Here is a 24,967-nt window from a genome sequence, read left to right as displayed (position 1 = left end):
CATGGTATGGCATTTTCATTTTTGCTTGCGATATCTTTTTAAGGCTTAACAAGTTAATAAAGAAAACATTCTTTGCACTGAGTCTCAGATATTTTTCAGTTAATGAAATGAGTCATCACCATATTTTATCTAAATTTGAGTGTAGTAGAGGATAACTAATAATTCTAACTAAGCTGAGCTTTGGTTAGGCGATTTAAATAAAGCGGCTTCAGTAATATGTTGACTCACACTGTTTTTTTGTAGGGCGATATACAAGTCTGAGTGAACATAAATCCCCTCTTTACCAGATGTAATTCCTGCCGTTTTAAACCAAGCGAGCAATTGACGTTTTCTGCCAGCAAGCTCTAAACGAATATGGCGTTTTTTAAAAATTACATCTAAGTCGGCAAGCATGCTCATTACACTTAGATCAAGGTGAGTAAAACAAGGTACAGCGTCTATAATAACGCATTCTATATCGTCTTTCTGGCGTGCGTATTGTTCTAATAAGCGACGTTTAAAGTAACCCACGTTAAAGTAAGTTAAAGGCGAATTGAATCGATAAATAAAAACGCCTTGTATCGCTTTGGCTTTATCTGTTTCGTCGAGGCTTCTTACTACTCCTTTGGCATCAATACCTAAAATAGTGTCAGACGGACGCATAACGCTGCGGATAAATTGAAATAAACCCAATAACACCGCAAGCGTTATGCCAGGGATTACACCAATAAACAACACCGCAAATAACGTAGTTAATGCTAAGTAGAATGCTTGCTTATCTTTAAATTTTAATTGCCATAACGTCTTTAAATCGATGAGATGAATTGAAGCAATAATAAGCACAATTCCCAGTGCTGCACTGGGAATATACTCAAGGGGAGCCGTTAAAAATAACGCAATAATGGCAATAATAACAGCCGCTATAATCGATACTAATTGAGTTTTACCGCCGGCATTGTCGTTAACAGCCGTACGCGAGTCAGCACCACTAACTGCGAAACCTTGCGACAATGCTGAGGCTAAATTGGCAATACCTAAGGCTCTAAATTCTTTATCTGGATTAATGTCATAGCCATTTTTGGCAGCAAAGCTTCGTGCGGTCAACATCATACTTACAAAGCTGACTATGGCTAAGTTAAGTGCAGGAACTACGAGCTCACGGATCACCCCAATATCAAACATCGGAGGGTTAAATATAGGTAAGCCACCCGTTACAACGCCAATGGTTTTTATCTCAAACTGTTCTAAGTTGAATAACCAAACTAAGATAGCAGCCAATGTGATTGCCAGCATAGAGGCAGGCCAACTTGGTTTAATACGTTTGAAAGCGAAATAGGCACTCAGCGTTAATAAAGCCATTAGCAAGGTGGGAATATGAGTTTGCGATAAATAGGTTGGCACACCTCCTAAGCGCTCCAGTAAGTAGCGTTCGTCAAAGGTAAAACCAAATACTTTTGAAAACTGGCTAACAATAATGGTAATAGCTACGCCATTGAGCAGTCCCATTAAAATAGGTTTTGATAAAAAGTCAGCAAGTACACCTAGTTTAAAGCGGCTGGCAATAAAGCACCAGATACCTGTCATTGCTGTCATGGTGATCACTAATTGCCAATGTTTAAAGCTATCGCCTGCGGCAAGTGGAGTCACTACTGCGGCAATCACCGCACAGGTTGCGGCATCAGGGCCAATAATAAGCTGTTTAGAGGTACCAAATAGTGCATAAAGCATCATAGGTAAGATACAAGAATAGAGACCAACGGCGGCATTTACGCCGGTAAGCTGCGCATAAGCAATAGCTACAGGCAATGCCACGGCTGCAACTGATAAGGCTGCTCGCATATCGTCGGCAAGCCATTGGCGCTGATAATTAAACAACGTTTGTAAACCAGGCATAAAATTATATAAACGCGACAACACTGAAAAAATCCCTTTAATAATAAGGAGTAGATAGTAAGTTCTGTATAAAAATAAGTATAGTAACTAAACGCGTTATAGTGGATTAAATGTGTGGTTTTAGCTTTATGATGAGATGGATATAGTGAAAAAATAAAAAAGCCCAGCATATTTGCTGGGCTCAATGTATATCAATTTGAAATTAGCTGTTCAATTGACCCGTAGATGACTCTATATGGGCACGAACAAACCACTGATATTGCTCAAGCTCTGCAAGTTGCGCAATGATCATATCTTCAGATACCGGATCAAGCTCAGCAAGTGATTCTATAGCTTTACGGTGATCACCGTTAACGCCGTTATATACTTTGTCTAATGCAGCTAAGTGCTCGGTTACTAAACCTTTGCCTATAGCGTAGTCTTCCCATGTACGACGATCGACAATTGATTTTGGTGTACCAACAGGGACGCCGCCTAAAGTGGCAATACGTTCTGCTATGGTGTCGGTCATTTCACGCACGGTTTCAACTTGTGGGTCTAGCATTTCATGTACGCCAATAAAGTTTGGACCTACTACATTCCAATGAATATGTTTTAAAGTTAGTTGTAAATCAATTAGCGCTACCATGCGATCTTCTAGAACAGATATTGCTTTATTTGCTGATTCATTTTCTACACCGGGAGCGGTAAATTCAGCGACTTTGTTTGCATTATTACTGTTACTCATTATGCCTCCTACTATTTCAAAATAGTGTTCGCTTAACTCAAGTGAGTGTTTTAATTGCGATAACGAACACGTCTTGTATTAATAGAAGCAATGCTCATGCCGATAGTATTGTTATTTTAAGTTGCTGAAATTATTGTTTTAATTTTTAATTGGCGGTATTTTTCAAAGCAACAAACTTAAGTGCATATGAAAAATATGCACTTTTTTGTAAATTCTGCAAAAAAAAGCACGTTTAAAACGGGAGCACGTTAAGGACTCTTTTTGCCTACGCTATTTAGGCAAAAGAAAACTGGGTTCAGTGTTTAATCGTTATAGCGTTTTTTGATATTGATGCGCTTTTAATACGTCAAACGGAATAATGTCGAGCGCTTTTTGGTTTGTAGCTTCAAGTACCACAGGAGGAGCAACGTTTGCAGCAATGGCATGATACCAACGCACTGCGCACAAGCACCATTTGTCGCCAGCTTTTAAGCCAGCAAAATCATACAGAGGATTAGGGCTAATTAAATCGTTACCTTGCGCTTTAGAAAACTGCAAAAATTCGTCGGTCATAATGGCGCATACACTGTGATTGCCAAGGTCTGAATCTGGTACATAGCAAAACCCTTCACGGGTATAGCCACCATTACCACAACACAGTTGTAAGCGAGTTCCCAGTACATTTAATTGATTAGCCATGCAGCACAGTTACCTTGTAATAATCATCGAAAGCAGAGGTGTTTACCATAACAGGCCGTTAGTGACTTAGCTATCTATGCTATTAATTTTATACATCTTTAAGCGAGTAAAAAACTGCACTTAGTAAAGCCAAAATGCAGTTTTTACTAAGCAAGGGCGCTTACGAAAGTAGTGCTGCCGCTAAACGCACAAAATCAGAAGACGTTAAAATACCCACTAGCTGACCCTGCTGGCTAACAACGGGCATACAACCGTGGCGATTATCTACAAAAAACTTAACCACATCTGATAACGGCTGCTCTGGGGTGACACTAATAAAATCACTCACCATAATATCTTCTACTTTTGTGAGTTTCTCTTTTCGTTGTAATGCATTTGCACCAAACGTTGCCATGATCCCCATAACTTTAGCGACCATGATTTTTTGTGTCAGCATACCGACAAATGCGCCGTCTTCGTCGATAACAGGAATATGACGAATATTTTTTTCTTTCATTAAATTATGTGCGTCATGCAGGGTGCTTTTTACGTTCACTGAAAATGGGTTAGCTGTCATTAAGTCGGTAACATTTTGACTCATGTTTATTCCTTTATGTTATCTGTAGTGTATCAGCTTATATTAGCGCTATTTTTAAGCTTTGCACCTTATTCAGATCAAGGTTTTTGCGGATTTAATAAACAGGAGGAGAGAGGAGTCACTTAACTAAATGCCCAAAAGCATTTAATTAAGTGAATGATAGAAAGAGATTAAAATTTTTTCGACAAGTGTTACTCGTAACCGCGTGGTTTTTTAGTTTTAATTACCGCAATGTAACCGTGCCAGCTAGCATAACTCAGTAGCGGCATAATAATAATGAATCCAGCTGCACCTGCAGCAAAGCCCAGCGCTACCAATACAAATATACAAATTGACCACACCACCATGGCAGCAAAGTTTTCTTTAACCGCGTGGATTGAAGAAACCACGGCAGTCATAATATCAACGCGTCTTTCCATCATAATTTGCGGGGTAAACGCTGAGATTGAAAACACACTGACCAATAAAATTCCGCCTATAATACTGCCTATAGTTAAAAACGCCGAAAGTTCTTCAAAGGTAGGATTTGCGTGGTTTGGGTATAACGCATGCACAATTGCAGCTAGGCGCATCCAAATAATCATAATTACCATAAGTAATACCGCAAACCCCCATTCACCTACAGGGTTACGAAACATTGATTTTAATGAATGGCTTAACGTAGGTTTGTGGCCTTTTTCAAGCTCCCAGGCTACATCGTATAGGCCAACGGCGAATACCGGACCGATTAAAGCAAAAGCAACGGTTGCAGGTAAAATAGCTAAGTGGCTGTCGGTAAGTACAACAGAGTAAACAATCGCTACCGGAATAAGCGTGAAGATTAAACCGTAAATTAAACTCAACATGGGCGCGCGCGCCATATCTTTAAACGCTAACGAAAGCCAATGAAAAGCGGCAAATGTATTTACTTTGTTGCACTCTAAACAGCGTGCGAATTTAGTGTCTTTTTCTATCGTGTTTGTAGTTGGCATAAAGATGCTCCTTTTTTAGTCACCTTTTAGGTTTAGAACATAGATGTTTTATTTACAACTCGTAAACAACTTATACGCAAGATTTAATCGCATTGTTCATTTGTTAGTCATTTTTATAGAGGGAACGGTTTTACTTCCGTGTATAAGTAAACACTTAAAAAGTGGGTTCGTATTTCTTTTCTACAATGGTAATCTAACCGCTGTACCTAATGTTAAGAGACCGTAATGAAGGAAAATAAACAACAATTTCAAGGAGCTTTACTGGGCAGTAAACGGTTTTTACCTCTGTTTGTGACGCAGTTTTTCTCTGCTTTAAATGACAATGTTTATAAGCAATCAATCTTGCTTATTTTAATTTTTCAAGCTGCTACGGTAGCCGATGGTGCCTTTTATTCTAATCTGGCGGCAGGATTATTTATTTTACCGTTTTTTCTATTTTCAGGCATGGCTGGGCAAATTGCAGAAAAGTTGGAAAAATCAAAACTGATCAGCATCGTAAAGTTTTGCGAAATTCCTATTATGCTGGTGGGCGTAGTATCGATTTTAACCGAGCAGGTTTGGTTAATGTTAGGTACTGTATTTTTAATGGGTTTACAAAGCACTTTTTTTGGACCGCTTAAGTACTCTATTTTACCGCAACATGTGGCCCCAAATGAGCTAACCAAAGCGAATGGGCTGGTGGAGTCGGGCACTTTTGTCGCTATTTTATTGGGCACCGTATTTGGCACCTACTATATAACCCAAGCAGCGGGCCCTATTTATATCAGTATCGCAATAGTGAGCCTAGCGGTTATTGGCTTTTTGAGCAGTCGATTTATTCCTAAAAGTGCTGCCAATGATGCTAATTTAAAAGTATCGATTAACCCTATTACTTCAACCAAAAGTGTTTTTAATGCGCTTAAGGCACAAACCGAGTCGGTGGGTAAGTCAGTATTAGGGATCAGCTGGTTTTGGCTTATTGGTGCGGTGATACTAACGGCGCTCCCTAATTACGTAAAACATGTAATGGGAGGCGATGAGTTGGTGGTGACGGCTGCTTTAGTGGTGTTTTCGCTGAGTATTGCATTGGGGTCTTTGCTTTGTGAAAAGCTATCGCGCTCACGGATTGAGTTAGGTATTGTGCCTTTTGGTGCACTGTTAATTACCTTATTTTTATATTTACTAAGCCAAGAGCCTGGTATTGAATTTTATCGCCAAGTTAGTGAGTTGCAGCTTACTCTTGAACAAGTAATTAATACTGGCGATATGCTCTGGCATTTTGTTTGGATGGCAGGTATTGGTATTGCCTCGGGGTTTTATACCGTGCCTTTGTATGCACTCATTCAGCAGCGTACGCACCCCGATAGCCGTTCTCGAGTGATTGCAGCTAATAATGTATTAAACGCACTGTTTATGGTCGGCAGCGCCGTTTTAAGTATTGTTACTTTAACGCTATTACACTGGAATATTTCACAATTACTGTTGTTATTAGCAGGGCTTAATTTACTGATATCGGTTTATATATACAGCAAAGTTCCTGAGTTCTTTTTACGCTTTATTATTTATATTTTAGCGATTTGCATGTATCGGGTGCGCACTAAAGGCGAGCCTAACATTCCCGATGAAGGGGCTGCGGTAGTGGTAAGTAACCATGTTAGCTTTGTTGATTGGATGTTTATTTTAGCGGCGTCGCCTAGGCCAATTCGGTTTGTTGTATTTGCACCTATTTACTATTCACCGGCACTTAATTGGTTATTTAAAATGGCCAAAGCCATTCCAATCGATAGTCAAAAATCAAACCCTAAGGCGTTTAATAAAGCCTTTGATGACATCGCTAAAACACTGGAAAGTGGTGAGTTAGTAGGTATTTTTCCTGAAGGAAAACTCAGCGGTGATGGCGAAGTTGATGTGTTTCGCCGTGGCATTGAAAAAATAATTCAGCGCACGCCTGTGCCTGTTATCCCTGTTCATTTAGATGGATTATGGGGCAGTATGTTTAGCCGAAAAACCAAGTGGCGACTACCTAGACCCAAATGGTCGTTAGTAAGCGTAGCGATTGGTGAGTCGGTTGCACCTGAAAATGTGAGTGCCGATGACTTGCGTGATCGAGTGCTTGCTTTAAAGTAGCTTTACAATAAAAAAGCGCTGCAATTAATTGCAGCGCTGTGGTTGTGTTACTTAATGGTTATTAACGGTCTAAATTCATTACTTTAGTCCATGCTGCAACAAAGTCTTCTACAAACTTTTGTTTTGATGTATCAAAGGCATACACCTCAGCAACTGCACGTAGTTCTGAGTTTGAACCAAAAATCAGATCAACCGAAGTAGCAGTGTACTTTTGCATCCCCGACTGACGATCAAAGCCTTGATAAATACCAGCATCAGACGATTTTTTCCATACCGTCGACATATCTAATAAGTTAACGAAGAAATCGTTATTTAGTGTACCTGGCTTATCAGTAAATACGCCGTAGTCAGTGCCTTTGTAGTTTGCATCAAGTGAGCGTAAGCCACCGACTAATACAGTCATTTCAGGAACTGTTAGGTCAAGCTGATCCGCTTTATCAATCAGCATTTCAGTTGGTGATTTATAGCTTTTCTCTGCATCAAAGTAGTTTCTAAAACCATCGGCAGGCAACTCTAATAAGCTAAATGCATTAACGTCAGTTTGTGCTTGTGTAGCATCGCCACGGCCAGCATTAAACGGCACGTCTACTGAGTAGCCTGCATCTTTGGCTGCTTTTTCAATCGCTGCATTACCACCAAGCACAATTAAATCAGCAAGCGATACATGGCTTTTGCTAAATAAGCTGTCGTTAAAGTCAGCTTGAATTGCTTTTAATACTTTGAGTACTTTTGCGGTTTCTGCTGGATTATTTACTGCCCAATCTTTTTGTGGTGCTAGCGCAATACGTGCGCCATTGGCTCCGCCGCGCATATCTGAATCACGGTAACTGGCAGCCGATGCCCATGCTACACGTACTAACTCAGGTACACTTAGGTTCGAGTCTAAAATAGCCGTTTTAAGCTCTTTTACTGCACCAGCATCAATGTTTGATTTAGTCTCTGCTGAAATAGGGTCTTGCCAAATTAAGTCTTCTTTTGGTACTTCTTTACCTAAAAAGTTACGTGGTGGTCCCATATCTCGGTGAGTTAATTTGTACCATGCTTTAGCAAAGGCTAGTTGATACTCTTTAGGGTCATTTAAAAAGCGTTCAGCAATTTTGCGATATTCAGGATCAAATTTTAACGCTAAATCAGCAGTGGTCATTACCGGTGGGTTAAATTTACCTTTAACGTGCGCATCAGGTACTGACTTATGTAATGATTCATCTGTTGGGATCCACTGAATAGCGCCAGCAGGACTGCGAGTTTGTTTCCACTCAAAGTTAAGTAGGTTGCTTAAGTATAATGATGACCAGCGGGTAGGTGCTTGTGTCCATGCGCCTTCTAAACCACTAGATACGGTATCTTCAGAGTCACCTTTACCACATTTGTTTTTCCAGCCTAAACCTTGCTCTTCAATACCTGCTGCAGCAGGCTCTGCACCTACACAGTCTTTAGGTTTGTGCGCACCATGCATTTTACCAAAAGTGTGACCACCGGCGATAAGTGCTAGGGTTTCTTCATCGTTCATCGCCATGCGAGAAAACGCAACACGAATATTTTTAGCTGAGCCAATAGGATCAGGAACCCCTTTAGGCCCTTCTGGGTTTACATAAATTAAACCCATGTGAGTTGCACCTAACGGACGTTCTAGTTTGCCGCTGGCATCTTCACGGTCGCTGGCAAGCATTTCTACTTCAGGACCCCAGTAAACCATATCTGGTTCCCAATCGTCAGTACGACCACCAGCAAAACCATAGGTTTCAAATCCCATATTTTCTAGGGCAACGTTACCCGCTAATACGATTAAGTCTGACCATGAAAGGGCTTCACCGTATTTTTGTTTGATTGGCCAAAGTAAACGGCGCGCTTTATCCAAGCTTACGTTATCTGGCCAACTATTAAGTGGTTCAAAACGTTGTTGTCCACCGCCAGCGCCACCACGGCCATCAAGCGTACGGTAGGTACCAGCACTGTGCCAGGTCATACGAATAAAAAATGGGCCATAATTACCAAAGTCTGCTGGCCACCAATCTTGAGATTGAGTTAGTAGAGCGTCGATATCACTTTTTACAGTGTCTAAATCTAGACTGTTAAATGCCTCTGCATAATTAAAGTCGGCACCGTAAGGGTTTGAACGTAGATCATGATCGCGAAGAGGAGATAGGTTAAGTTGATCTGGCCACCAAAATTGGTTGGTTCTGGTTGCGCCCATTTTTGCCTCACCCATGCCTACAGCACCTTGTGGCTTAGACATTTGTGGTTTTTCTTGGCTAAAAGCAGAGCCAGACATAAGTGCCATACTTATAAATCCAACAAGCGCTTTTTTTGTAAATGATCGGTTTTTCATTGTCAGCTTCCTTAAAGTTAACGAATTTCGTTATATACAAAGCGTATTAAAAAATAGGGCCTACTCATTAAAAAACAGTAGGCTAATACTTCATTCAAGTTGTTGTTAAACAAGCCTGAATGGCTAAGCAGTGAGGATAGTATAGTAAAGAGGGTAAAAACCGTGTGCGAAATAAAACGATTAGTGCAATCTATAAAAATGATTTATTAAATTTAATCGATTAAATAAATGAATTGTAAATACGCAAAGAAGGCTTTGCAGAGCTATAGGCATAAAAAAGCCCAGCGTAGGCTGGGCGATTAAATCAAAGTGAGTGCTATTGAGTTTTCATTAACTTACTGGTGATCACACCAGAGGTCATAGCACCCGACACGTTGAGTGCGGTACGCGCCATATCTATTAAAGGCTCAATAGAAATAAGTAAAGCCACGACCTCTATTGGTAATCCCATGGTAGGTAATACAACCAACGCTGCGAAAGTAGCACCACCGCCTACGCCAGCAATACCAAACGAGCTAATAACTACAATACCAATAAGCGGTAAAATAAACTCAAATGTGAGTGGGTCTATCCCCACACTTGGCGCAACCATCATCGCAAGCATGGCAGGGTAAATACCAGCACAGCCGTTTTGACCTATTGTGGCACCAAAAGAAGCCGATAAGTTAGCGATTGCTGGGGGCACTTTTAACTGGTTAATTTGCACATCTACATTCATAGGAATCGATGCCGCTGAGCTACGCGAGCTAAAGGCAAAGGTAAGCACTGGCCAGATTTTTTCAAAGTAATGTTTTGGATTAACACCTACTAAGCTAAGCAGTAAACCATGCACAACAAACATTAATAAAATAGCCACGTAAGAAGCAACGATAAAGGCAAGTAAATTTAAAATGTCGCTACTACTAGAGTTTGCCACAACACTTGCCATTAAACCTGCAACACCATAAGGCGTTAGAGCAATTACCATGCGAACTAAGCTCATTACTGTCGCTTGTAGGGCGTTTACACCGTTACGAATTGGGCTAGCAAGCTCTGTTTTTTCAAGCATTACTTTACGCGCAGCTATACCAACAAGTACACCAAATATAACCGTGGCAATAATAGAGGTTGAACGTTGATTACTTAAATCTGCAAAGGGATTTTCAGGAATAAAGCTAAGTAGCATTTGTGGCACACTTAAGTCGGCCACATTCGCTGCTTTGCTTTGCAGGGTGTCCATTCTAGCGGCTTCACGAGTACCTGATACAAGCCCTTCAATGCTCAAATCAAACCCATACGTTACCCCAATACCAATTAATGCTGCAATCGCGGTGGTAAAAAGTAAAACAGAGATGCTAATAAAGGATATTTTCCCCAGTGAGCCTTGGTTCTCAAGCTTAACCACAGCGGCAATCATAAAGACCAATACCAGTGGCATGATGATCATTTTTAGTAACCCGACATAGCCTTTACCTACTATGCTAACCCAGCTGAGTATTTCTTTAATGGTTTCTGGGGAATGGGCAAACAAAAATTGAAGAGCTAAACCAAAGGCGCTACCAAGTATTAAACCAAATAAAACGGTACGAGATAAAGAGCTGCTTTTTTGCGAAACAAGATAAATAGCAAACAGCAAACCGACAAATAATGCCAACATTAATAATACAGCAAGCGACATGGTACCCTCTTTTATAGCTGTGAATTAGCGCGGCACTTTAACGCTTTGTAAGACGTTAACAAAATACACTTTCGCTATGGGATAGAATTAAAAGGAATATAGTAATAATATTAAAGTATAACGAATCAGCGTTTTATTGTACAAGCTTATTCATATGCTTGTATTTTCTTTAATTTATAGGGGTTACTATAGATCGTAAGCCTTGTTTAAAGCGTAAGTCTCATACGAATTAATTGGTCAACGTGTTCACTTTAGTTTTATTTAAAAATAGGGAGTAAAGGTATGTTAAAGGCAATAATGACGCTGGTGATGGTTTTAGTAGTAAGCGGATGTTCAACCCAGTATCCAAATCAAGCACTACTTGGTAAGCAATTTCCCACTGTTACAGGAGAAAGCTTAGAGCAACAGTCATTCACTATTCCTGATGACTTTAACAACCCACATACGTTGCTATTAATTGGTTATAAACAAGATAGCCAGTTTGATATTGATCGTTGGCTTATTGGTTTAGATATGACTGCAGTGGATGTAACGGCCTTTGAGTTGCCAACTATTCAGGGCATGGTTCCTCGTATGTTTAGTACCTTAATTGATAGCGGCATGCGTAAGGGGATCCCAAAAGAGTTGTGGGGTGGGGTGATCACAATTTACAAAGATGGCGATAAAGTTCAGGCATTTACTGGCAACGAAAATCCTAATAACAGCCGTGTAATACTGCTTGATGAGAGTGGCAAAATTATTTACTTTTACGACCGTGGCTTTTCTGTCTCGGCATTAAATAATTTAAAAGCGGTTTTGGAAAAGCAATAAGTTGTAGTTAAATTTAGTTGCCTTTGGGCACGCTATTATTAAGTTAGCGTGCCACGTTAAAAGCATTACTCGCTTACGTTATTTCTGCCTTTCTTTTTAGCTCTATAAAGGGCTAAATCGGCATTTTTTAATGCCTCATCAAAGCTTTGTTTTGCCGCTCTTTGCGCTACACCTATAGAAACCGTCACGTTTACCGTTTTGTTGTCGCTTGGCTGTTTACCTTTGCGAGATTTTTTATCAGTTCGTTTTGGGTTTCTGATCACCATGTCGTAGGTGGCAATATTTTCGCGCAGTGTTTCTAGCTCAGGGATTGACTGCTCGGCTGTTTTACGCGGGAACACCACCGTAAATTCTTCTCCACCATAACGGTAAATTTTGCCACCCCCTTTAATGCCAGTCATTTTAGCCGCCACTAGCTTTAACACTTGGTCGCCAATATCGTGGCCATAGGTATCGTTGAATTTTTTAAAGTGGTCAATGTCGAGCATAGCAACGGTGTATTTTCGCCCTAATGATAAAGCAAGCTGATTAAGTGCTCGCCGCGTTGGTAAGCTGGTTAAATCGTCTCTATAGGCTAAATAATAAGAGTCGGTACTCACTGCCAATAAATACAAAGAAGCCATAAGCACGGCTATTACAGACCAAGGAAAATCAATAGTATGTTGCTGATTAAGGCACCACACAATAAAGGTAATTAATAAGGCGGTTTGAGTCAGGTTATGGGCCCTCAAGCTTTGCCAAATAAGCAAGCCGCCAATTATTGAAAGCGGTAAAACAATGGGAAAGTAAGGAAGTAGTTGAGTATAAAAAGAGGATTGTATTGTTAGTTCTTGCAAGTGTTGGCTCAGTGCTAACCAAGCAAATGCAGCACCGCCACAGACAATAACGAGTAAACTGCGAGTTACAGTATGTATTGATAAGAGCGCTCTATCTTTTATAACTGCCAATAGCATTAATAAACTTGTAGCGCATAATAAGGTCCATTCAGGTTGCGCTTTGAGCCAGTCAGACCAAGGTAAAGCATAGTCTAATGAAGATAAATAAAGCACCCAAAATGCGCATAGTAATGCAACTCGACTTCGATTAAACTGAGTAGCAAATACAGCAGTAATAATCAGTAATGGATAAACAAGATTATTAATAAGAGAGAGCTTACTTTGCCATTGAACTTGAAACTGAACTAATAATAAAAATAAGCCACATAGGCCTAAAAGGCTCAAAGAAGTTGATTTAACTCCTGCTAATTTTAACAACCCATGCTCCAAAGACCGATGTCTAAAAAATAAAGGCTTATTGTATTCATATTGAAAAATATTACTACTTTAATGCTTGCTAATTATTTAAAAACAATACTTTAAAACTAATTTAGATGGCTTTTATCGACATTTTTTAACCAAATGTATGATATTTTCGATAAGATGAAAACAGTAATGAAAACTATTTGAGGGGTTTAGATAGAGTGTATTATCGCGCCTTTAGCAATTTAAGAGGCCATCCATGGCCTTTTTGCTAATCGTTCTGATAGCGAGGGTAGTCACTGTAGCCTTGCTCAGTGCCACCATACATAGTAGTAGCATCGGCTTCATTTAATGGCCAATTATGTTTAATACGCGCTGGTAAATCAGGATTGGCAATAAAAGGGCGACCAAAAGCAAATAAATCTCCATAACCTTTAGCTAGCATTGCCACAGATTTATCAACTGTGTATTTACCTGCGTAAATAATACGTCCAGAAAACTCTGCGCGTGCCGCTTGGTAAAATTGCTCTGGCAAATCAGGGGCATTGTCCCAATCGGCTTCAGCAATTGAAAGATAAGCAATACCCGCTTGCTCAAGTACTTTAATGGCTTCTATATAAGTATGTTGAGGGTCTGATTCTACTAATCCTAAATAAACACGGGTTTCATCAGTACTGCTAAATAGCGGCGCAAATCTAACCCCTAAACGCTCAGCGCCAACTACATCACTAACGGCAGCAACAATCTCTTTTAAAAAGCGTAAGCGATTAGTCAGTGAGCCACCGTATTCATCTTCACGTTGGTTACTATGCTCAGAAATAAATTGGTTTACTAAGTAGCCATTAGCACAATGCAGTTCCACACCATCAAACCCAGCCTCTAGCGCATTACGGGCAGCTTGTGCATACATGCCAACAAGCTCTTTTACTTCATTTGTTGTTAAAGCTTGTGGTTTACTTGGATCGGCTAAAGCGCCTTGAGCTGGCCCTGTTTCTATAAACACTTTCACACTATCAGCTGCTATTGCTGAGGGAGCAATAGGTTTGGCTTCATTTGGTTGTAGGCTAGTATGCGATACACGGCCTACATGCCAAAGCTGGGCAAAAATAACTCCCCCTTCTGCATGCACGGCATTAGTCACTTTTTTCCAGCCAACGACTTGTTCAGCAGAGTGAATACCGGGTGTCCAAGCGTATCCTTGTCCTCTGGGTTCAATTTGAGTGCCTTCGGTAACCATAAAGCCAGCACTTGCACGTTGTGCGTAGTAAGTTGCCATTACTTCGTTGGGGATATTGCCAGGTACTGTACTGCGTGAGCGGGTAAGTGGCGGCATAACAATACGATTTTTAAGGGTATATGGCCCTAAACTAATGGATGAAAATAAACTGTCGATATTTTTACTCGGTTGACTCATTTGAATACCTTTTAAATTAACTATGCTGCTTAGCGCTTATAACAATGCTGGTGAGCATAGGGATTTAAAGCTACAATTTGAAACAACACTTTTTTGTTTTAGATACAATTATGAATGGTATAGGTCGGCTGGATATAAAGCAGTTGCGAGTTTTAAGCGCTTTACTCAAATTAAAAAATGTATCGCATGTTGCGCAAAAAATGGGGCTAACTCAGCAAGCCATTAGTGAGCAGCTGCGAAAATTACGCGACTTATTTGATGATAGGCTGTTTATTCGTCAAGGCAATACGATGCTGCCAACGCCAAAAGCGCTGGCGCTTGAACTACCGATTAATCAAATTCTGAGTCAACTAGACGCGTTATTAGTGCCGCCACAGTTTTCTCCGCAAAGTTACCAAGGTGTTTTTACTATAAGTGCTACGGATTATGCGATTGCTGCACTTTTACCTCAGTTATTAGCAATTACTCGCCGTGAAGCGCCAGGTTTAAAGTTGATTATTCGAGACTTTGCATCCGATAACGTTAACCAGCTCATTAGTGCAGGAGAGCTTGATTTACTGATTAGCTTTGTTGAATTTATTCCTGATAATTTAGTTTATGATACCCTATTTGAAGAACAACATATTTGTATTGCAGGCGCACATGCGCCCACATCTTCACAGCCTTTGAGCTTAGCTGAGGTTGCGAGCCGACCGCAGTTAGTGGTGTCGGCATCTAGAGCAAACTTACGTGGTTCGCACGATCGCTGGTTTGCAGATAAAGGCTACAAACGAAATATTGTCATGTCAGTACCTGGGTTTTCATCTGTGCCTGATTTACTCAATACCACCGATTTAATTGCGTTTTACCCATCACGGTTATTGCCAAATAGTAAGGTGAAGCAATTGGAGATTGAATTATTACCGCCGCCGTTTAAGGTGATTGCAGCCTGGCACCCGCGTTCAAATAATAGCGATATTCATCAGTGGCTTATTGCGCAATTAAAGCGTATTTAGACTGACTTTACGTGAGCTAGATTTATTATTCACAGTTCAGGTTATATAATTAACCTGAACTCTAGATAATAAATCTATCTCAAGCAGCTATTTTGAGCGCTAACTGCGTTGAATTTACTTGCAATAGACTAGCTATTGACGCGTAATTTCGCCTTGTTTTCACTGAAAATCTCTGGCTAGAGAAAATAAACATAAATATCATTTTTGATTCAATATGTTAGTAAATCTCTTAACCAGAGTTCAGGTTAATTAGTTGACGAATGTCGCTTCCTGTTGGTGCTTCATGGGCACGTAACGAAAAGGCGGGTAAAACCGCTAATATATGATCAAATATATCTGACTGAATATTTTCATATTCACCCCAATTGGTGGTATTGGTGAATGCGTAAATCTCAATGGGTAACCCTTGGGTTGTTGGCGCTAATTGCCTTACCATTAAGGTCATACCCTGATGAATATGCGGGTGCTGTTTTAATAGCGCCACCAAATAGTGACGAAATGTACCCACATTAGTGAGCCTGCGGCCATTTAAAGTGCAGCTCATATCTACTTTTTTAGTCGTGTTCTGCTCGTTAATAGTCGATAGCGTACTTTCAAGATAATTGCTTAGCAAGTTAGCTTTTTTAAGAGCAACAAGTGCGGCTTCATCTAAAAAGTGCACACTACTCATTTCTAGATGAATGCTGCGTTTTATCCGGCGTCCACCAGAGTCTGACATACCGCGCCAATTTTTAAATGAGTCGGAGATAAGCGCATAAGTAGGAATAGTGGTAATGGTTTTATCCCAATTTCTTACTTTAACTGTGGTTAACGCAATATCAATAACATCACCATCGGCGCCGTATTTAGGCATTTCTAACCAGTCACCTACCGCCAGCATATTATTGGCAGAGAGCTGAATACCTGCTACTAATCCTAAAATAGCGTCTTTAAATACCAGTAATAACACTGCAGACAGAGCGCCTAAGCCGCTTAGTAAAATTAACGGTGATTTATTCATCAACAACGAAACGGCTAAAATGGCAGTTAATACACTGGCAATAAGCTTAATTGTTTGCAAAAAGCCGCGCAGCGGAAAATGAGCGCTCAAGGGGCGCTTATCGGAAATTGCTTGAAATATATCCAATAACGAAAACAGCGAAAGCAAGGCAAATAAAATGATCCACTGATCCGTGATCATTTGAATCAAATACAAAAACGTAGTGCCTTCGGGTATCCATAGTTGCGCCTGAATAACAACGACCGCTCCTTGTAAAACAAATGAGATATTACGAGCGAGCTTCTTTGCTGAATATAAAGGACTTTTACTATCGGGTTGCGCTGCTTGTTCGCTAAAACGGTTTTTAACTAAGCGCTGAGAAATCAGCCTTAAAATAAGGTGTAATATTAATGCAAATAGCGCGATCCAAGCCAGTACAATCAGGTCGTACCATAAAAAAGGGCTCCCCGGAAAATAATCGCCAAACCATTGCAGTAAAAAATCTCGCAGCTGTGCACGTGTTCCTGTCATTAATACTCCATAAGGGCGTTATTATTAATTACTGGTAGTTAAGCAGCTGTAATGTAAAAAGTCTATTTAAGACTTTTTACATTGTGTATTTAAATTTTACTTTGGGCGAGTTGCTCCGTGAGTTCGTCAAAAATACTTGGGTCATCTATGGTTGAGGGTATTTGTAATTCTTCACCATCAATCAGTTGGCGTAAGTTTTTACGTAAAATTTTGCCAGAACGGGTTTTTGGTAACCGCTCTACACACATAATATTTTTAAGGCATGCAATAGCGCCAATTTGATTACGCACGGTTTGCACCAATTGCTGTTCTACCTCTTTATGTGAGCCATGAAAATCATTTTTTAGCACCACCATCGCCATTGGGTTTTGCCCTTTTAGCGCATCACTAATACCAAATACTGCACATTCAGCTACAGCTGGGTGCGCGGCAACAATTTCTTCCATTTCACCAGTGGATAAACGGTGCCCTGCAACATTAATCACATCGTCGGTGCGACCCATAATAAAGAGGTAACCATCGTCATCAATATAACCACCATCACCAGATAAGTAGTAGCCATCGTATTCGGCCAAATAACCAGCCTTAAAACGAGCTGTATTTTGCCAAATTGTTGGTAAACAGCCCGGCGGTAAAGGCCGCTTTATAACAACCGCGCCTTGCTCATTAGGGGCACATTCATCCCCATTCATATCTAAAATTCGTACGTCAAATCCAGGCGTTGCAACCGTTGAACTTCCGGCTTTTGTAGGCAGGTGTTCAATGCCAACAGGGTTACACGCAATTGCCCAGCCCGTTTCTGTTTGCCACCAATGATCAAGCACCGGTAAACCTGTTTTTTCTTTGAGCCAATCGTAGGTAGGTGGGTCTAAACGCTCTCCGGCTAAAAATAATCGTTTGAGACTAGAAGTATCATACTTCTTAAATCCTTCGGCATTGGGGTCCTCTTTTTTAATCGCGCGAAACGCAGTGGGGGCACTAAATAAAGCATTCACTTTGTATTCTTCTACTACGCGCCAAAAAGCACTGGCATCGGGGGTTCTAACCGGTTTTCCTTCAAATAAAATAGTTGCGCATCGATACATAAGTGGCGCATACACAATATACGAATGACCCACTACCCAGCCAATATCAGAGGCGGCCCAAAATACGTCACCGGGTTTCATGCCGTAGACGGTTTCCATGCTGTAATGCATAGCAACCGCATGGCCGCCATTTTCACGCACCACACCTTTAGGTGTCCCTGTTGTGCCAGAGGTGTATAAAATATAAAGTGGATGATCGCCACTGACCGCAACGGGATCAATCGGTGTGGCTGTTTGCATTGCAACAGCCCAGTCAATATCACGTTCGGGCATAAGCGGTGCGGTGGCTTGCTCACGCTGATAAATAATACAGTGTTCAACTTTATAGCTAGCAGCTTCAACCGCGTTATCGAGTAATTCTTTGTACTCAATTACAGTATTAACTTCTACACCGCAGGAGGCACTGAGTACCAATTTGGGTTTGGCGTCATCAATCCGTACCGCTAATTCATGCGCTGCAAAACCGCCAAATACAACAGAATGAATAGCGCCAATTCGGGCACAGGCTAACATACCAATTACGGCTTCGGGGATCATGGGCATATAAATCACTACGCGGTCGCCTTTAGTCACTCCTAAAGACTGCATTACCCCTGCAAATTTAGCGACCTCTTGCTGCAGTTGTAAATAGCTAAAACTGCGTTTGCTATTGGTAACCGGTGAGTCATAAATTAAGGCGGTCTCATTCCCATGCCCAGCGATTACATGTTGGTCTAATGCTAAAAAACAGCTGTTAAGTTGGCCGTCTGCATACCAGTGGTGCAGTCCTTCTTGATCTTGTGTATATGCTGTTTCTGGAGCCTTGTACCAAGGAAGTCGCTTACTTTGTGATAACCAAAACGCTGCCGGGTCTTGTTTAAACTCGTTGTAATGTTGTTTGTATTCACCTGACATAAAGGCTCCTGAGAAAAATATAATCTAACGTAATTTAAAACTAAGCGCTTTTTATCAATAGCGATATTCGACCATGGTCGGTTAAATAGTGAGCGACACTTTTGTTTTTTGGTTAACGTAATGATTGTATGGAACTAAAAGGTACCAACTAATGTAAAATGTAACTGTAATTAATGAAGAGTAATTGGATAAAAGAATGAATCAAATGGTCAGGGTAGGCGTTGCAGTAATAGTAATGCATGATAATAAAATTCTACTGGGTGAACGGATAGGCGAGCATGGTGCAAATACGTGGGCAACCCCTGGTGGGCACTTAGAATTTGGTGAAACGGTTGAGCAATGTGCTGTGCGTGAAGTAGCAGAAGAAACGGGCCTTGATGTTACTAATATTCGACAACTCGATTTTACCAACGATATATTTAGCAAAGAGAACAAACATTATATTACTTTATATGTGCAAGCAGACTATGAAGGTGGTGAAGTGGTAAATAAAGAGCCACATAAATGTTTGCAGTGGCGTTGGTGCGATATTAATAACTTGCCTTCACCTTTGTTTGCCTCATTAAAAAATTATTTAGCACAGAGTTCCTTGCCCGCTGAGTATTAAAGTTTTTTTGGCATAGGAAGTTGCCATTTATTTAAAATTTGTTGATATTCACCGCTTTCTTTGATGGCATTTAACCTATCGCTAATAATTTTTGCTGTGTGTGAGTCAAGTTGATTACTGGCTGCAAAATGCAAAGAAGAGGGTAATTCATCTAAATGGATGCGCTTTGAAATTAAGTTTGGGTCGAGCCCGCTGCGCTTTAACTCGTTTTCAAGTGTGAGCGTGTTAGTAACGACAAAGTCGATACGATCTTTATATAGCATTTTCCAGAGCTGCTGATAATAACTCACTAATACCAAGTTTTCATTTTCAGTAAAACCTTGGGCTTCTAAATAGGCCTGCGCAGAGTAACCGCGAATAGTGGCTACTTTGTATTCTTTAGCGAAGTTTAAATGAATCACTTCATCTTTATGGCTGCGTAAGCTAACGAGGTATGCGTCTGCAAAGTAGACTTTACCTAGCCACTTAAATTGATGATGTCTGTTTGGTGTTTTTAGCAGTGACAGCATGATGGCATTAGGGTTGACTTGTTGCTGCTGAAACATTCTAGCCATTGGCATTATTTCAAACTTTGCTGTTAAATCAGTCCCTTTTAGTACAGCTTTTGCGATATCAACCAATGCGCCCTGCGTTTCACCTTGGGGATTTTTAAAATGATAAGGCGGTAAATCTTCAGCGATGAAAGTAACTGGGTTGGCGTTACAAACCGCGCTGTAAAAAACCAATACAAAAACATTTAACACCATACGCATAAGCATAAATAATTGTCTTTTAGGCAATACAATAATGCTAGTGTAAAGAAAATTAAGAAGAAGGTATATTGTAAATGTGTATTTTAAGTAATTAAGATGTTTAATTATTGTTTTTTATGAACTGTCGAGGTGAGCAATGATACCAGCGTTTAAAAGCACGATTAAAAGAGCTTTGATCATTAAATCCCAGCATAAATGCGATATTATTTAACGAATAATGAGGAATATAGGTTAATAAACGTCGTTTTTGCTCCTCTTCAAGCAGTTTAGCAAAGGTGGTTTGTTCTTTTTTTAAATAGCGTTGTACTGTGCGTGGCGTCATATTTAAGGCGGCGGCTGTTCTAAGCAAAGAGCAATCTTGTAAGTCATGTTTTGCCATTAAAATATGATTAATTTTTTCTGTTAATAACTGCTGACTTTTAAACTGGGAGAGCTGTTGCTCTGACATTTGCTTTAGCATCGCGTTGATTTGGCTGTTATCGGTTTTAAAGGGCAGAGTTAAGTAATTACTTGGAAACTCGATTTGATTAAAGCTAGCTCCAGCTTTTACTGGGCAATTAAACCAATCAGTTAATCGTTGTTGCTCGGTGATTGAAAAGTGTGTTGAAAAATACACGCAGCTAGGTGAAAGTTGTGGATTAAGTAGCTGGCGTACCACACTGACCCATGCGGTCATATTTCGTAAAACAGCCTGTGGACTACATTGTGGATCGGCTAACCAAGTTACTTTACACAATGTTTGTTGTTGCTCAAACTGGGCGCGACCAATGTTAGCTACTAGGCTGTCGTAATTGAGCAGTGCAGTAATTGCACTGGCTAAATTAGTACTCGATTCAATTAAATACCCTAATACACCAAAATCAGCGGTGCGTATTTGTTTTCCTAATTCAAAGCCAAATAAGGGGTCGTTTAACGCTTGTTGTGCATAGCTAAGCAACGCATTATAGCTTTTTAAACTGATCCGCGGCGCCAATTGTTGTAATTGCTTATTAGTATACTCATTAAATTCAATCGCGTTTAAAACCGCATGACTAGCTAAGCCCTTGGCTTCAAGGTAATCCAAACAGCTACAAAAGTAATGATCGGCTAAGGTTTTCATTTGTCGCCTAAAGCTAAAAAATAGTCATCTAATCGCAAGTTTGCCACGGCATATTTTTATATGCTAGTGATCTATAAAAATAATAGGGCAAAGGTCATGGTGGAAATAAAGGTTAAGCGTACTGTGGCAGCAACGCCTGAGCAAATACGCAGCGTATTACTAGCGCATGCCGATTTAGGGCGGTTTTTTAATGCTCACTTTAAAATACTAACACCACAAGAGCCGGGTGAAATAAGTGGTGGGAAAGGCACGATTAGAGAAATAAAAATGCAAGGCACTACCTTTAAAGAGCAAATAATAGCTGCAGATAATAGTCATATTAGTTACCGTATTATAGGCAGCAAGCCCGTTGCACAGCATCGTGGTGATATTTACTTAAATACCATTAATGAAGAGCCATCGCTCACTGAGGTTAATTACCATATTAGTTGCATTGCACATTTTTGGTTACCCGATTTTATACTGGCTTTTTTTATAAAAAAAGATATTAGCCAAGCACTTAAAAAAATAGCCCGTTATTTTCAGGAGCGTGTTGTATGAGCATTGAAATTATTTTACTCGCACTGAGCCCTATTTTTTTACTGTTTGTTACTATTGAGTTTATTAAATTTAGGCGTTACTACGATATAAAAGACAGCTCTGCTAATGCGTTACTGGCTTTATTACACCAAGGTGCTGATGCTATTGCGTTAATTGTACTAATGCCGTTTTTTTACTGGCTGTATCAGTTTCGGTTATTTGATATTGAATTGACGGTACTAACTGTATTAGGTGCCTTTGTATTGCAAGACTTTTTATATTATTGGTTTCATCGTGCATCACACCATATACATTGGTTATGGGCCGCTCATGTCGTACATCATAGCTCTACAAAAATGAATTTTACTACTGCGTTTAGACAAAGTTTAATGTATCCACTTGCAGGTATGTGGCTGTTTTGGATGCCTATGATATTACTTGGTTTTGAGCCTGTGATTGTTTTTGCTGTGGTTGCCCTTAATTTGGCATATCAATTTTTTGTTCACACCCAAGTGGTAAAAAAGCTGGGTTGGTTTGAAAGCGTATTTAATACTCCATCACATCATCGGGTTCATCACGCTATTAACAATGGCTACTTAGATAAAAACTTTGCAGGGGTACTAATTGTTTGGGATAAGTTATTTGGCACATATGTAGAAGAGGATGAAAACAAGCCTTGTAAATACGGAATTATTGGCCAACTACACAGTAATAACCCAATCAAAATTACCTTTCATCAGTGGCAGCATCTCGTTAAAAGTACCTACAGGGCAAACGGGTTAAAAGCTAAATTAAAAGTGGTATTTGGTTACCCAACAAGCTCTCAAAGTAGTAATAAATAAGCCTATTTTTGAATAAAAAAGCCAGGAGTAGATAGCATCACTCCTAGCTTATCTCACAGTGAAATTTAATTTATTTGGCCGTTGTGATCACTGTATCTATTAAGTGAACAACGCCATTACTGGTATAAATATCAGTAGTTGTTACATTGCTACCCGCTACTTGTAATGATGTAGCCGGTAAGCTTACTTGCCACCAAATATCGTTCACAGCTTGGCCATTATTCTGACCTGCTGCCGTATCACCTGAGAAAGTATATAAAGGACGACCAAGATAAGCGACTTGCATGCTGTCATCTGAGCGAGCAATTAACGATAAACCTGGCACATTTTCAATTGATGCTGCAGTACCAAAAACCGGTGGCCACGTTGTTGCACAAGCTGCTTCACACGTGCTCATTGCCTCGCCTAAATCATTATCAAATACATAAACTGTTTTGCCTGGCATGGCGTCGGCCATACCCGTTACTAAACGATTATTAGTTGAATCGTAAGCAATGCTGTCTGTTGCTGTGTTTTCTGTGCTGGTAAAGTCTACAACGTTTACACTTAGCATGTTATCAGCAAGGGTGGTCACCGTTTTACCATTGGCTGCAAACGCATCAGTACTGCCCACTTGAGCGCCTAAAACATGTTGAGTCAGTACACCTGTTAGTGCTGTCGTGTCAGCCAATAAAGCCTCTAAATCAGCCGTAGGAATTTTATTAAATGCAGCATTCGTCGGTGCAAATACTGTAAATGATTTTGTGGTATCGTTAAAAGTATCTACCAGTGATGCTGCTTGTAGTGCAGTGACCAAAGTAGACAGTGCGGGTGTTTCAGTCGCTACAGTGGCAATCGTTTTAGTCGGAGTACCCACTTCAACCGGCGGCATAATCACTTTATTAAGTACATGAATTACGCCGTTACTGGCGGTTACATTTGCCTCTGTGATTGCAGAATCATTGATAAATAGTGAGCTGTCTACATAAGAAATAGCTGCCATGTCGCCATTGGCCATTTCTATCTTGTTGCTGTTGCTATTGGCAATGGTTACTGCGTCATCTGATAAAACTGTTGCGTCAGGAAAAACATGGTATAGCAAAATATCACGAAGCGTATCTGTGTCAGCTAGTAGCGCATTAATTGTATCCTGACCGAGTGCAGCAAATGCAGCGTCTGTAGGAGCAAATACACTAAAAGTATTATCTGGATCGGCAACTAGTGTATCTAAGCCTGTTGCTGTTAGAGCCGCGAGAAGAGTCGTAAAGTTACCATCAGCGCTCGCTATGTCAGCAATTGTATTGGTACTTTGAGGTAAAGTAACATCAGAAATAATAACCGAATCAATTACATGAATTACACCATTAGTGGTCATAATATCTTTTACTATAATATTGGCTCCGCCAAACGATAGCATGTTTGTTTCTGCGTTTATTGCCACTGGAAGGGTATTGCCAAGTAGCGTTTCTACTGATTGACCGTTAAGAGACATTGCAGTAACAGAATCAACTGATCCTACAAGCACATGCTGCTTCAAAATATCGGCTAAAACGGTGGGATTAGCCAGTAACGTGTTTAAAAAGTTGCTACCAATTGCCTCGAATGCAGCATCCGTAGGGGCAAATACGGTAAATTCTGATGATTCATCGGCAAGTGCTGAAGTAAGGGATGCAGCATCAAGAGCTGCAAGTAATGTACTAAAATTGCCAGCTTGTTGAGCTGTTTTAATGATATTATTAGTTGGTGCTGTTTCTGGCACTGTTTTTGGCGTGAGCACCGCGTCAATAACATGAATGATTCCGTTGTCGGTCACAATGTCGGTCATTGTTACTGTGCTGGTATTTACTAATAAATTCTCACCATTTAAAGATAAAGCAATGTTTTGCCCGTTAACAGTCTCAACAGTGCTACCCGCTAAGCCAATAGCTGTTTGCGCGTCTACTCTGCCAGCGATCACATGATAAGTTAAAATAGAACTTAGGGTGTCTGTATCAGCTAATAAGCTATTAATGGTCTCTTCGCCTAATAATGCGAATGCATCATCGGTAGGGGCAAATACAGTATAGCTGGTAGTTAAATCATCGAGAGTTTCATCTAGACCGGTTGCTTCTAGTGCTGCAACAAGAGTGGTGAACTCTTCAGAGTCCTGCGCGGCGTCAAAGACTGAGACGGCAGGTTGTGGGTCTACAGTTACTGGAGCGTTGTTATCGTCATCACTACTACAGCCTTGAATCAGTAACAAGGGAAGTATGATAGCACCGAGCTTAAATACTTTATTCATAATTGTTCCTTTAATCGAATGTTAC

20 protein-coding genes are annotated in these 24,967 nt (G+C 40.3%); 6 read left to right on the top strand and 14 right to left on the bottom strand.

Annotation, left to right across the window (positions count from 1 at the left end):
* Window positions 1-168 precede the first annotated feature (168 nt).
* From CWB78_RS11765 to CWB78_RS11745, 5 genes are all read right to left on the bottom strand, one after another.
* Entirely contained in the window at window positions 169-1,896 is a 1,728-nt protein-coding gene (locus CWB78_RS11765; RefSeq protein WP_138595719.1) for a SulP family inorganic anion transporter, read from the bottom strand.
* A gap of 178 nt (window positions 1,897-2,074) precedes the next feature.
* Complete coding sequence (gene dps, locus CWB78_RS11760; RefSeq protein ID WP_008111394.1) at window positions 2,075-2,599, bottom strand: DNA starvation/stationary phase protection protein Dps; 525 nt, start codon at window positions 2,597-2,599, stop codon at window positions 2,075-2,077.
* Window positions 2,600-2,908: 309 nt separating this feature from the next.
* The gene (locus CWB78_RS11755) at window positions 2,909-3,277 is read right to left on the bottom strand and encodes a DUF2237 family protein (protein WP_138595717.1); all 369 of its coding nucleotides are present in this window, start codon (window positions 3,275-3,277) and stop codon (window positions 2,909-2,911) included.
* Window positions 3,278-3,437: 160 nt separating this feature from the next.
* Window positions 3,438-3,857: a CBS domain-containing protein gene (locus CWB78_RS11750; RefSeq protein ID WP_076918408.1), complete on the bottom strand. Its 420-nt coding sequence runs from the start codon at window positions 3,855-3,857 to the stop codon at window positions 3,438-3,440.
* A 188-nt stretch (window positions 3,858-4,045) separates the two neighbouring features.
* Window positions 4,046-4,825 carry a DUF2189 domain-containing protein gene (locus CWB78_RS11745; protein ID WP_076918407.1) on the bottom strand — a complete coding sequence of 260 codons (780 nt, stop codon included), beginning with the start codon at window positions 4,823-4,825 and terminating at the stop codon, window positions 4,046-4,048.
* Between the two features lie 225 nt (window positions 4,826-5,050).
* On the opposite strand from CWB78_RS11745, the gene CWB78_RS11740 reads away from it, so the two are divergent.
* On the top strand, window positions 5,051-6,931 hold the full coding sequence (locus CWB78_RS11740) for an MFS transporter (protein ID WP_138595715.1): 1,881 nt from the start codon (window positions 5,051-5,053) through the stop codon (window positions 6,929-6,931).
* A gap of 61 nt (window positions 6,932-6,992) precedes the next feature.
* On the opposite strand, the gene katG is transcribed toward CWB78_RS11740, so the two are convergent.
* Both katG and CWB78_RS11730 read right to left on the bottom strand, forming a co-directional pair.
* Window positions 6,993-9,260, bottom strand: a complete 2,268-nt coding sequence (gene katG, locus CWB78_RS11735; RefSeq protein ID WP_138595713.1) for a catalase/peroxidase HPI — start codon at window positions 9,258-9,260, stop codon at window positions 6,993-6,995.
* Window positions 9,261-9,576: 316 nt separating this feature from the next.
* On the bottom strand, window positions 9,577-10,917 hold the full coding sequence (locus CWB78_RS11730; protein ID WP_138595711.1) for an L-cystine transporter: 1,341 nt from the start codon (window positions 10,915-10,917) through the stop codon (window positions 9,577-9,579).
* A gap of 282 nt (window positions 10,918-11,199) precedes the next feature.
* Here CWB78_RS11730 and CWB78_RS11725 point away from each other — a divergent pair, with 282 nt between their 5' ends.
* Window positions 11,200-11,727, top strand: coding sequence for a hypothetical protein (locus tag CWB78_RS11725; protein WP_138595709.1), 528 nt, complete (start codon window positions 11,200-11,202; stop codon window positions 11,725-11,727).
* A gap of 65 nt (window positions 11,728-11,792) precedes the next feature.
* Here CWB78_RS11725 and CWB78_RS11720 read toward each other — a convergent pair whose 3' ends face one another.
* Both CWB78_RS11720 and CWB78_RS11715 read right to left on the bottom strand, forming a co-directional pair.
* Entirely contained in the window at window positions 11,793-12,980 is a 1,188-nt protein-coding gene (locus CWB78_RS11720) for a GGDEF domain-containing protein (RefSeq protein WP_249930447.1), read from the bottom strand.
* A gap of 256 nt (window positions 12,981-13,236) precedes the next feature.
* Window positions 13,237-14,379, bottom strand: a complete 1,143-nt coding sequence (locus CWB78_RS11715) for an alkene reductase (protein WP_138595705.1) — start codon at window positions 14,377-14,379, stop codon at window positions 13,237-13,239.
* Window positions 14,380-14,489: 110 nt separating this feature from the next.
* Between CWB78_RS11715 and CWB78_RS11710 the strand changes: the two genes are divergently transcribed.
* A complete protein-coding gene (locus CWB78_RS11710) occupies window positions 14,490-15,374 on the top strand; it encodes a LysR family transcriptional regulator (protein ID WP_138595703.1) in 885 nt (294 codons plus the stop codon).
* 229 nt (window positions 15,375-15,603) lie between these two features.
* Here the strand turns inward: CWB78_RS11710 and CWB78_RS11705 are convergent, their stop codons facing one another.
* Entirely contained in the window at window positions 15,604-16,884 is a 1,281-nt protein-coding gene (locus tag CWB78_RS11705) for a mechanosensitive ion channel family protein (RefSeq protein WP_138595701.1), read from the bottom strand.
* Window positions 16,885-16,973: 89 nt separating this feature from the next.
* A complete protein-coding gene (locus CWB78_RS11700; protein ID WP_138595699.1) occupies window positions 16,974-18,863 on the bottom strand; it encodes an acetate--CoA ligase in 1,890 nt (629 codons plus the stop codon).
* Window positions 18,864-19,059: 196 nt separating this feature from the next.
* Between CWB78_RS11700 and CWB78_RS11695 the strand changes: the two genes are divergently transcribed.
* The gene (locus CWB78_RS11695; RefSeq protein WP_138595697.1) at window positions 19,060-19,470 is read left to right on the top strand and encodes a nucleotide triphosphate diphosphatase NUDT15; all 411 of its coding nucleotides are present in this window, start codon (window positions 19,060-19,062) and stop codon (window positions 19,468-19,470) included.
* On the opposite strand, the gene CWB78_RS11690 is transcribed toward CWB78_RS11695, so the two are convergent.
* Complete coding sequence (locus tag CWB78_RS11690) at window positions 19,467-20,228, bottom strand: substrate-binding periplasmic protein (protein WP_138595695.1); 762 nt, start codon at window positions 20,226-20,228, stop codon at window positions 19,467-19,469. The genes CWB78_RS11695 and CWB78_RS11690 overlap by 4 nt on opposite strands.
* A gap of 94 nt (window positions 20,229-20,322) precedes the next feature.
* Entirely contained in the window at window positions 20,323-21,321 is a 999-nt protein-coding gene (locus tag CWB78_RS11685; RefSeq protein ID WP_138595693.1) for an AraC family transcriptional regulator, read from the bottom strand.
* A gap of 96 nt (window positions 21,322-21,417) precedes the next feature.
* On the opposite strand from CWB78_RS11685, the gene CWB78_RS11680 reads away from it, so the two are divergent.
* Together CWB78_RS11680 and CWB78_RS11675 are read left to right on the top strand one after the other, a co-directional pair.
* Complete coding sequence (locus CWB78_RS11680) at window positions 21,418-21,861, top strand: SRPBCC family protein (protein WP_138595691.1); 444 nt, start codon at window positions 21,418-21,420, stop codon at window positions 21,859-21,861.
* Window positions 21,858-22,682, top strand: coding sequence for a sterol desaturase family protein (locus CWB78_RS11675; RefSeq protein ID WP_138595689.1), 825 nt, complete (start codon window positions 21,858-21,860; stop codon window positions 22,680-22,682). Before CWB78_RS11680 ends, CWB78_RS11675 begins: the two co-directional genes overlap by 4 nt.
* Window positions 22,683-22,752: 70 nt before the next feature.
* Here CWB78_RS11675 and CWB78_RS11670 read toward each other — a convergent pair whose 3' ends face one another.
* Entirely contained in the window at window positions 22,753-24,942 is a 2,190-nt protein-coding gene (locus tag CWB78_RS11670; RefSeq protein ID WP_138595687.1) for a fasciclin domain-containing protein, read from the bottom strand.
* Between the last annotated feature and the right edge of the window lie 25 nt (window positions 24,943-24,967).

The sequence above is a fragment of the Pseudoalteromonas sp. S1612 genome (genome assembly GCF_005887175.1).
GTDB lineage: Bacteria > Pseudomonadota > Gammaproteobacteria > Enterobacterales > Alteromonadaceae > Pseudoalteromonas > Pseudoalteromonas undina.
This window is presented reverse-complemented; position numbering and strand designations above follow the sequence as displayed.

Excerpts from the sequence above, each read along its gene's own strand:
- CWB78_RS11750 (WP_076918408.1), bottom strand. The coding sequence starts at position 3,857 with ATGAGTCAAAATGTTACCGACTTAATGACAGCTAACCCATTTTCAGTG.
- CWB78_RS11745 (WP_076918407.1), bottom strand. The coding sequence starts at position 4,825 with ATGCCAACTACAAACACGATAGAAAAAGACACTAAATTCGCACGCTGT.
- CWB78_RS11755 (WP_138595717.1), bottom strand. The coding sequence starts at position 3,277 with ATGGCTAATCAATTAAATGTACTGGGAACTCGCTTACAACTGTGTTGT.
- CWB78_RS11690 (WP_138595695.1), bottom strand. The coding sequence starts at position 20,228 with ATGCTTATGCGTATGGTGTTAAATGTTTTTGTATTGGTTTTTTACAGC.
- dps (WP_008111394.1), bottom strand. The coding sequence starts at position 2,599 with ATGAGTAACAGTAATAATGCAAACAAAGTCGCTGAATTTACCGCTCCC.
- CWB78_RS11695 (WP_138595697.1), top strand. The coding sequence starts at position 19,060 with ATGAATCAAATGGTCAGGGTAGGCGTTGCAGTAATAGTAATGCATGAT.
- CWB78_RS11710 (WP_138595703.1), top strand. The coding sequence starts at position 14,490 with ATGAATGGTATAGGTCGGCTGGATATAAAGCAGTTGCGAGTTTTAAGC.
- CWB78_RS11670 (WP_138595687.1), bottom strand. The coding sequence starts at position 24,942 with ATGAATAAAGTATTTAAGCTCGGTGCTATCATACTTCCCTTGTTACTG.
- CWB78_RS11700 (WP_138595699.1), bottom strand. The coding sequence starts at position 18,863 with ATGTCAGGTGAATACAAACAACATTACAACGAGTTTAAACAAGACCCG.
- CWB78_RS11725 (WP_138595709.1), top strand. The coding sequence starts at position 11,200 with ATGTTAAAGGCAATAATGACGCTGGTGATGGTTTTAGTAGTAAGCGGA.
- katG (WP_138595713.1), bottom strand. The coding sequence starts at position 9,260 with ATGAAAAACCGATCATTTACAAAAAAAGCGCTTGTTGGATTTATAAGT.
- CWB78_RS11730 (WP_138595711.1), bottom strand. The coding sequence starts at position 10,917 with ATGTCGCTTGCTGTATTATTAATGTTGGCATTATTTGTCGGTTTGCTG.
- CWB78_RS11715 (WP_138595705.1), bottom strand. The coding sequence starts at position 14,379 with ATGAGTCAACCGAGTAAAAATATCGACAGTTTATTTTCATCCATTAGT.
- CWB78_RS11675 (WP_138595689.1), top strand. The coding sequence starts at position 21,858 with ATGAGCATTGAAATTATTTTACTCGCACTGAGCCCTATTTTTTTACTG.
- CWB78_RS11680 (WP_138595691.1), top strand. The coding sequence starts at position 21,418 with ATGGTGGAAATAAAGGTTAAGCGTACTGTGGCAGCAACGCCTGAGCAA.
- CWB78_RS11705 (WP_138595701.1), bottom strand. The coding sequence starts at position 16,884 with ATGACAGGAACACGTGCACAGCTGCGAGATTTTTTACTGCAATGGTTT.
- CWB78_RS11685 (WP_138595693.1), bottom strand. The coding sequence starts at position 21,321 with ATGAAAACCTTAGCCGATCATTACTTTTGTAGCTGTTTGGATTACCTT.
- CWB78_RS11740 (WP_138595715.1), top strand. The coding sequence starts at position 5,051 with ATGAAGGAAAATAAACAACAATTTCAAGGAGCTTTACTGGGCAGTAAA.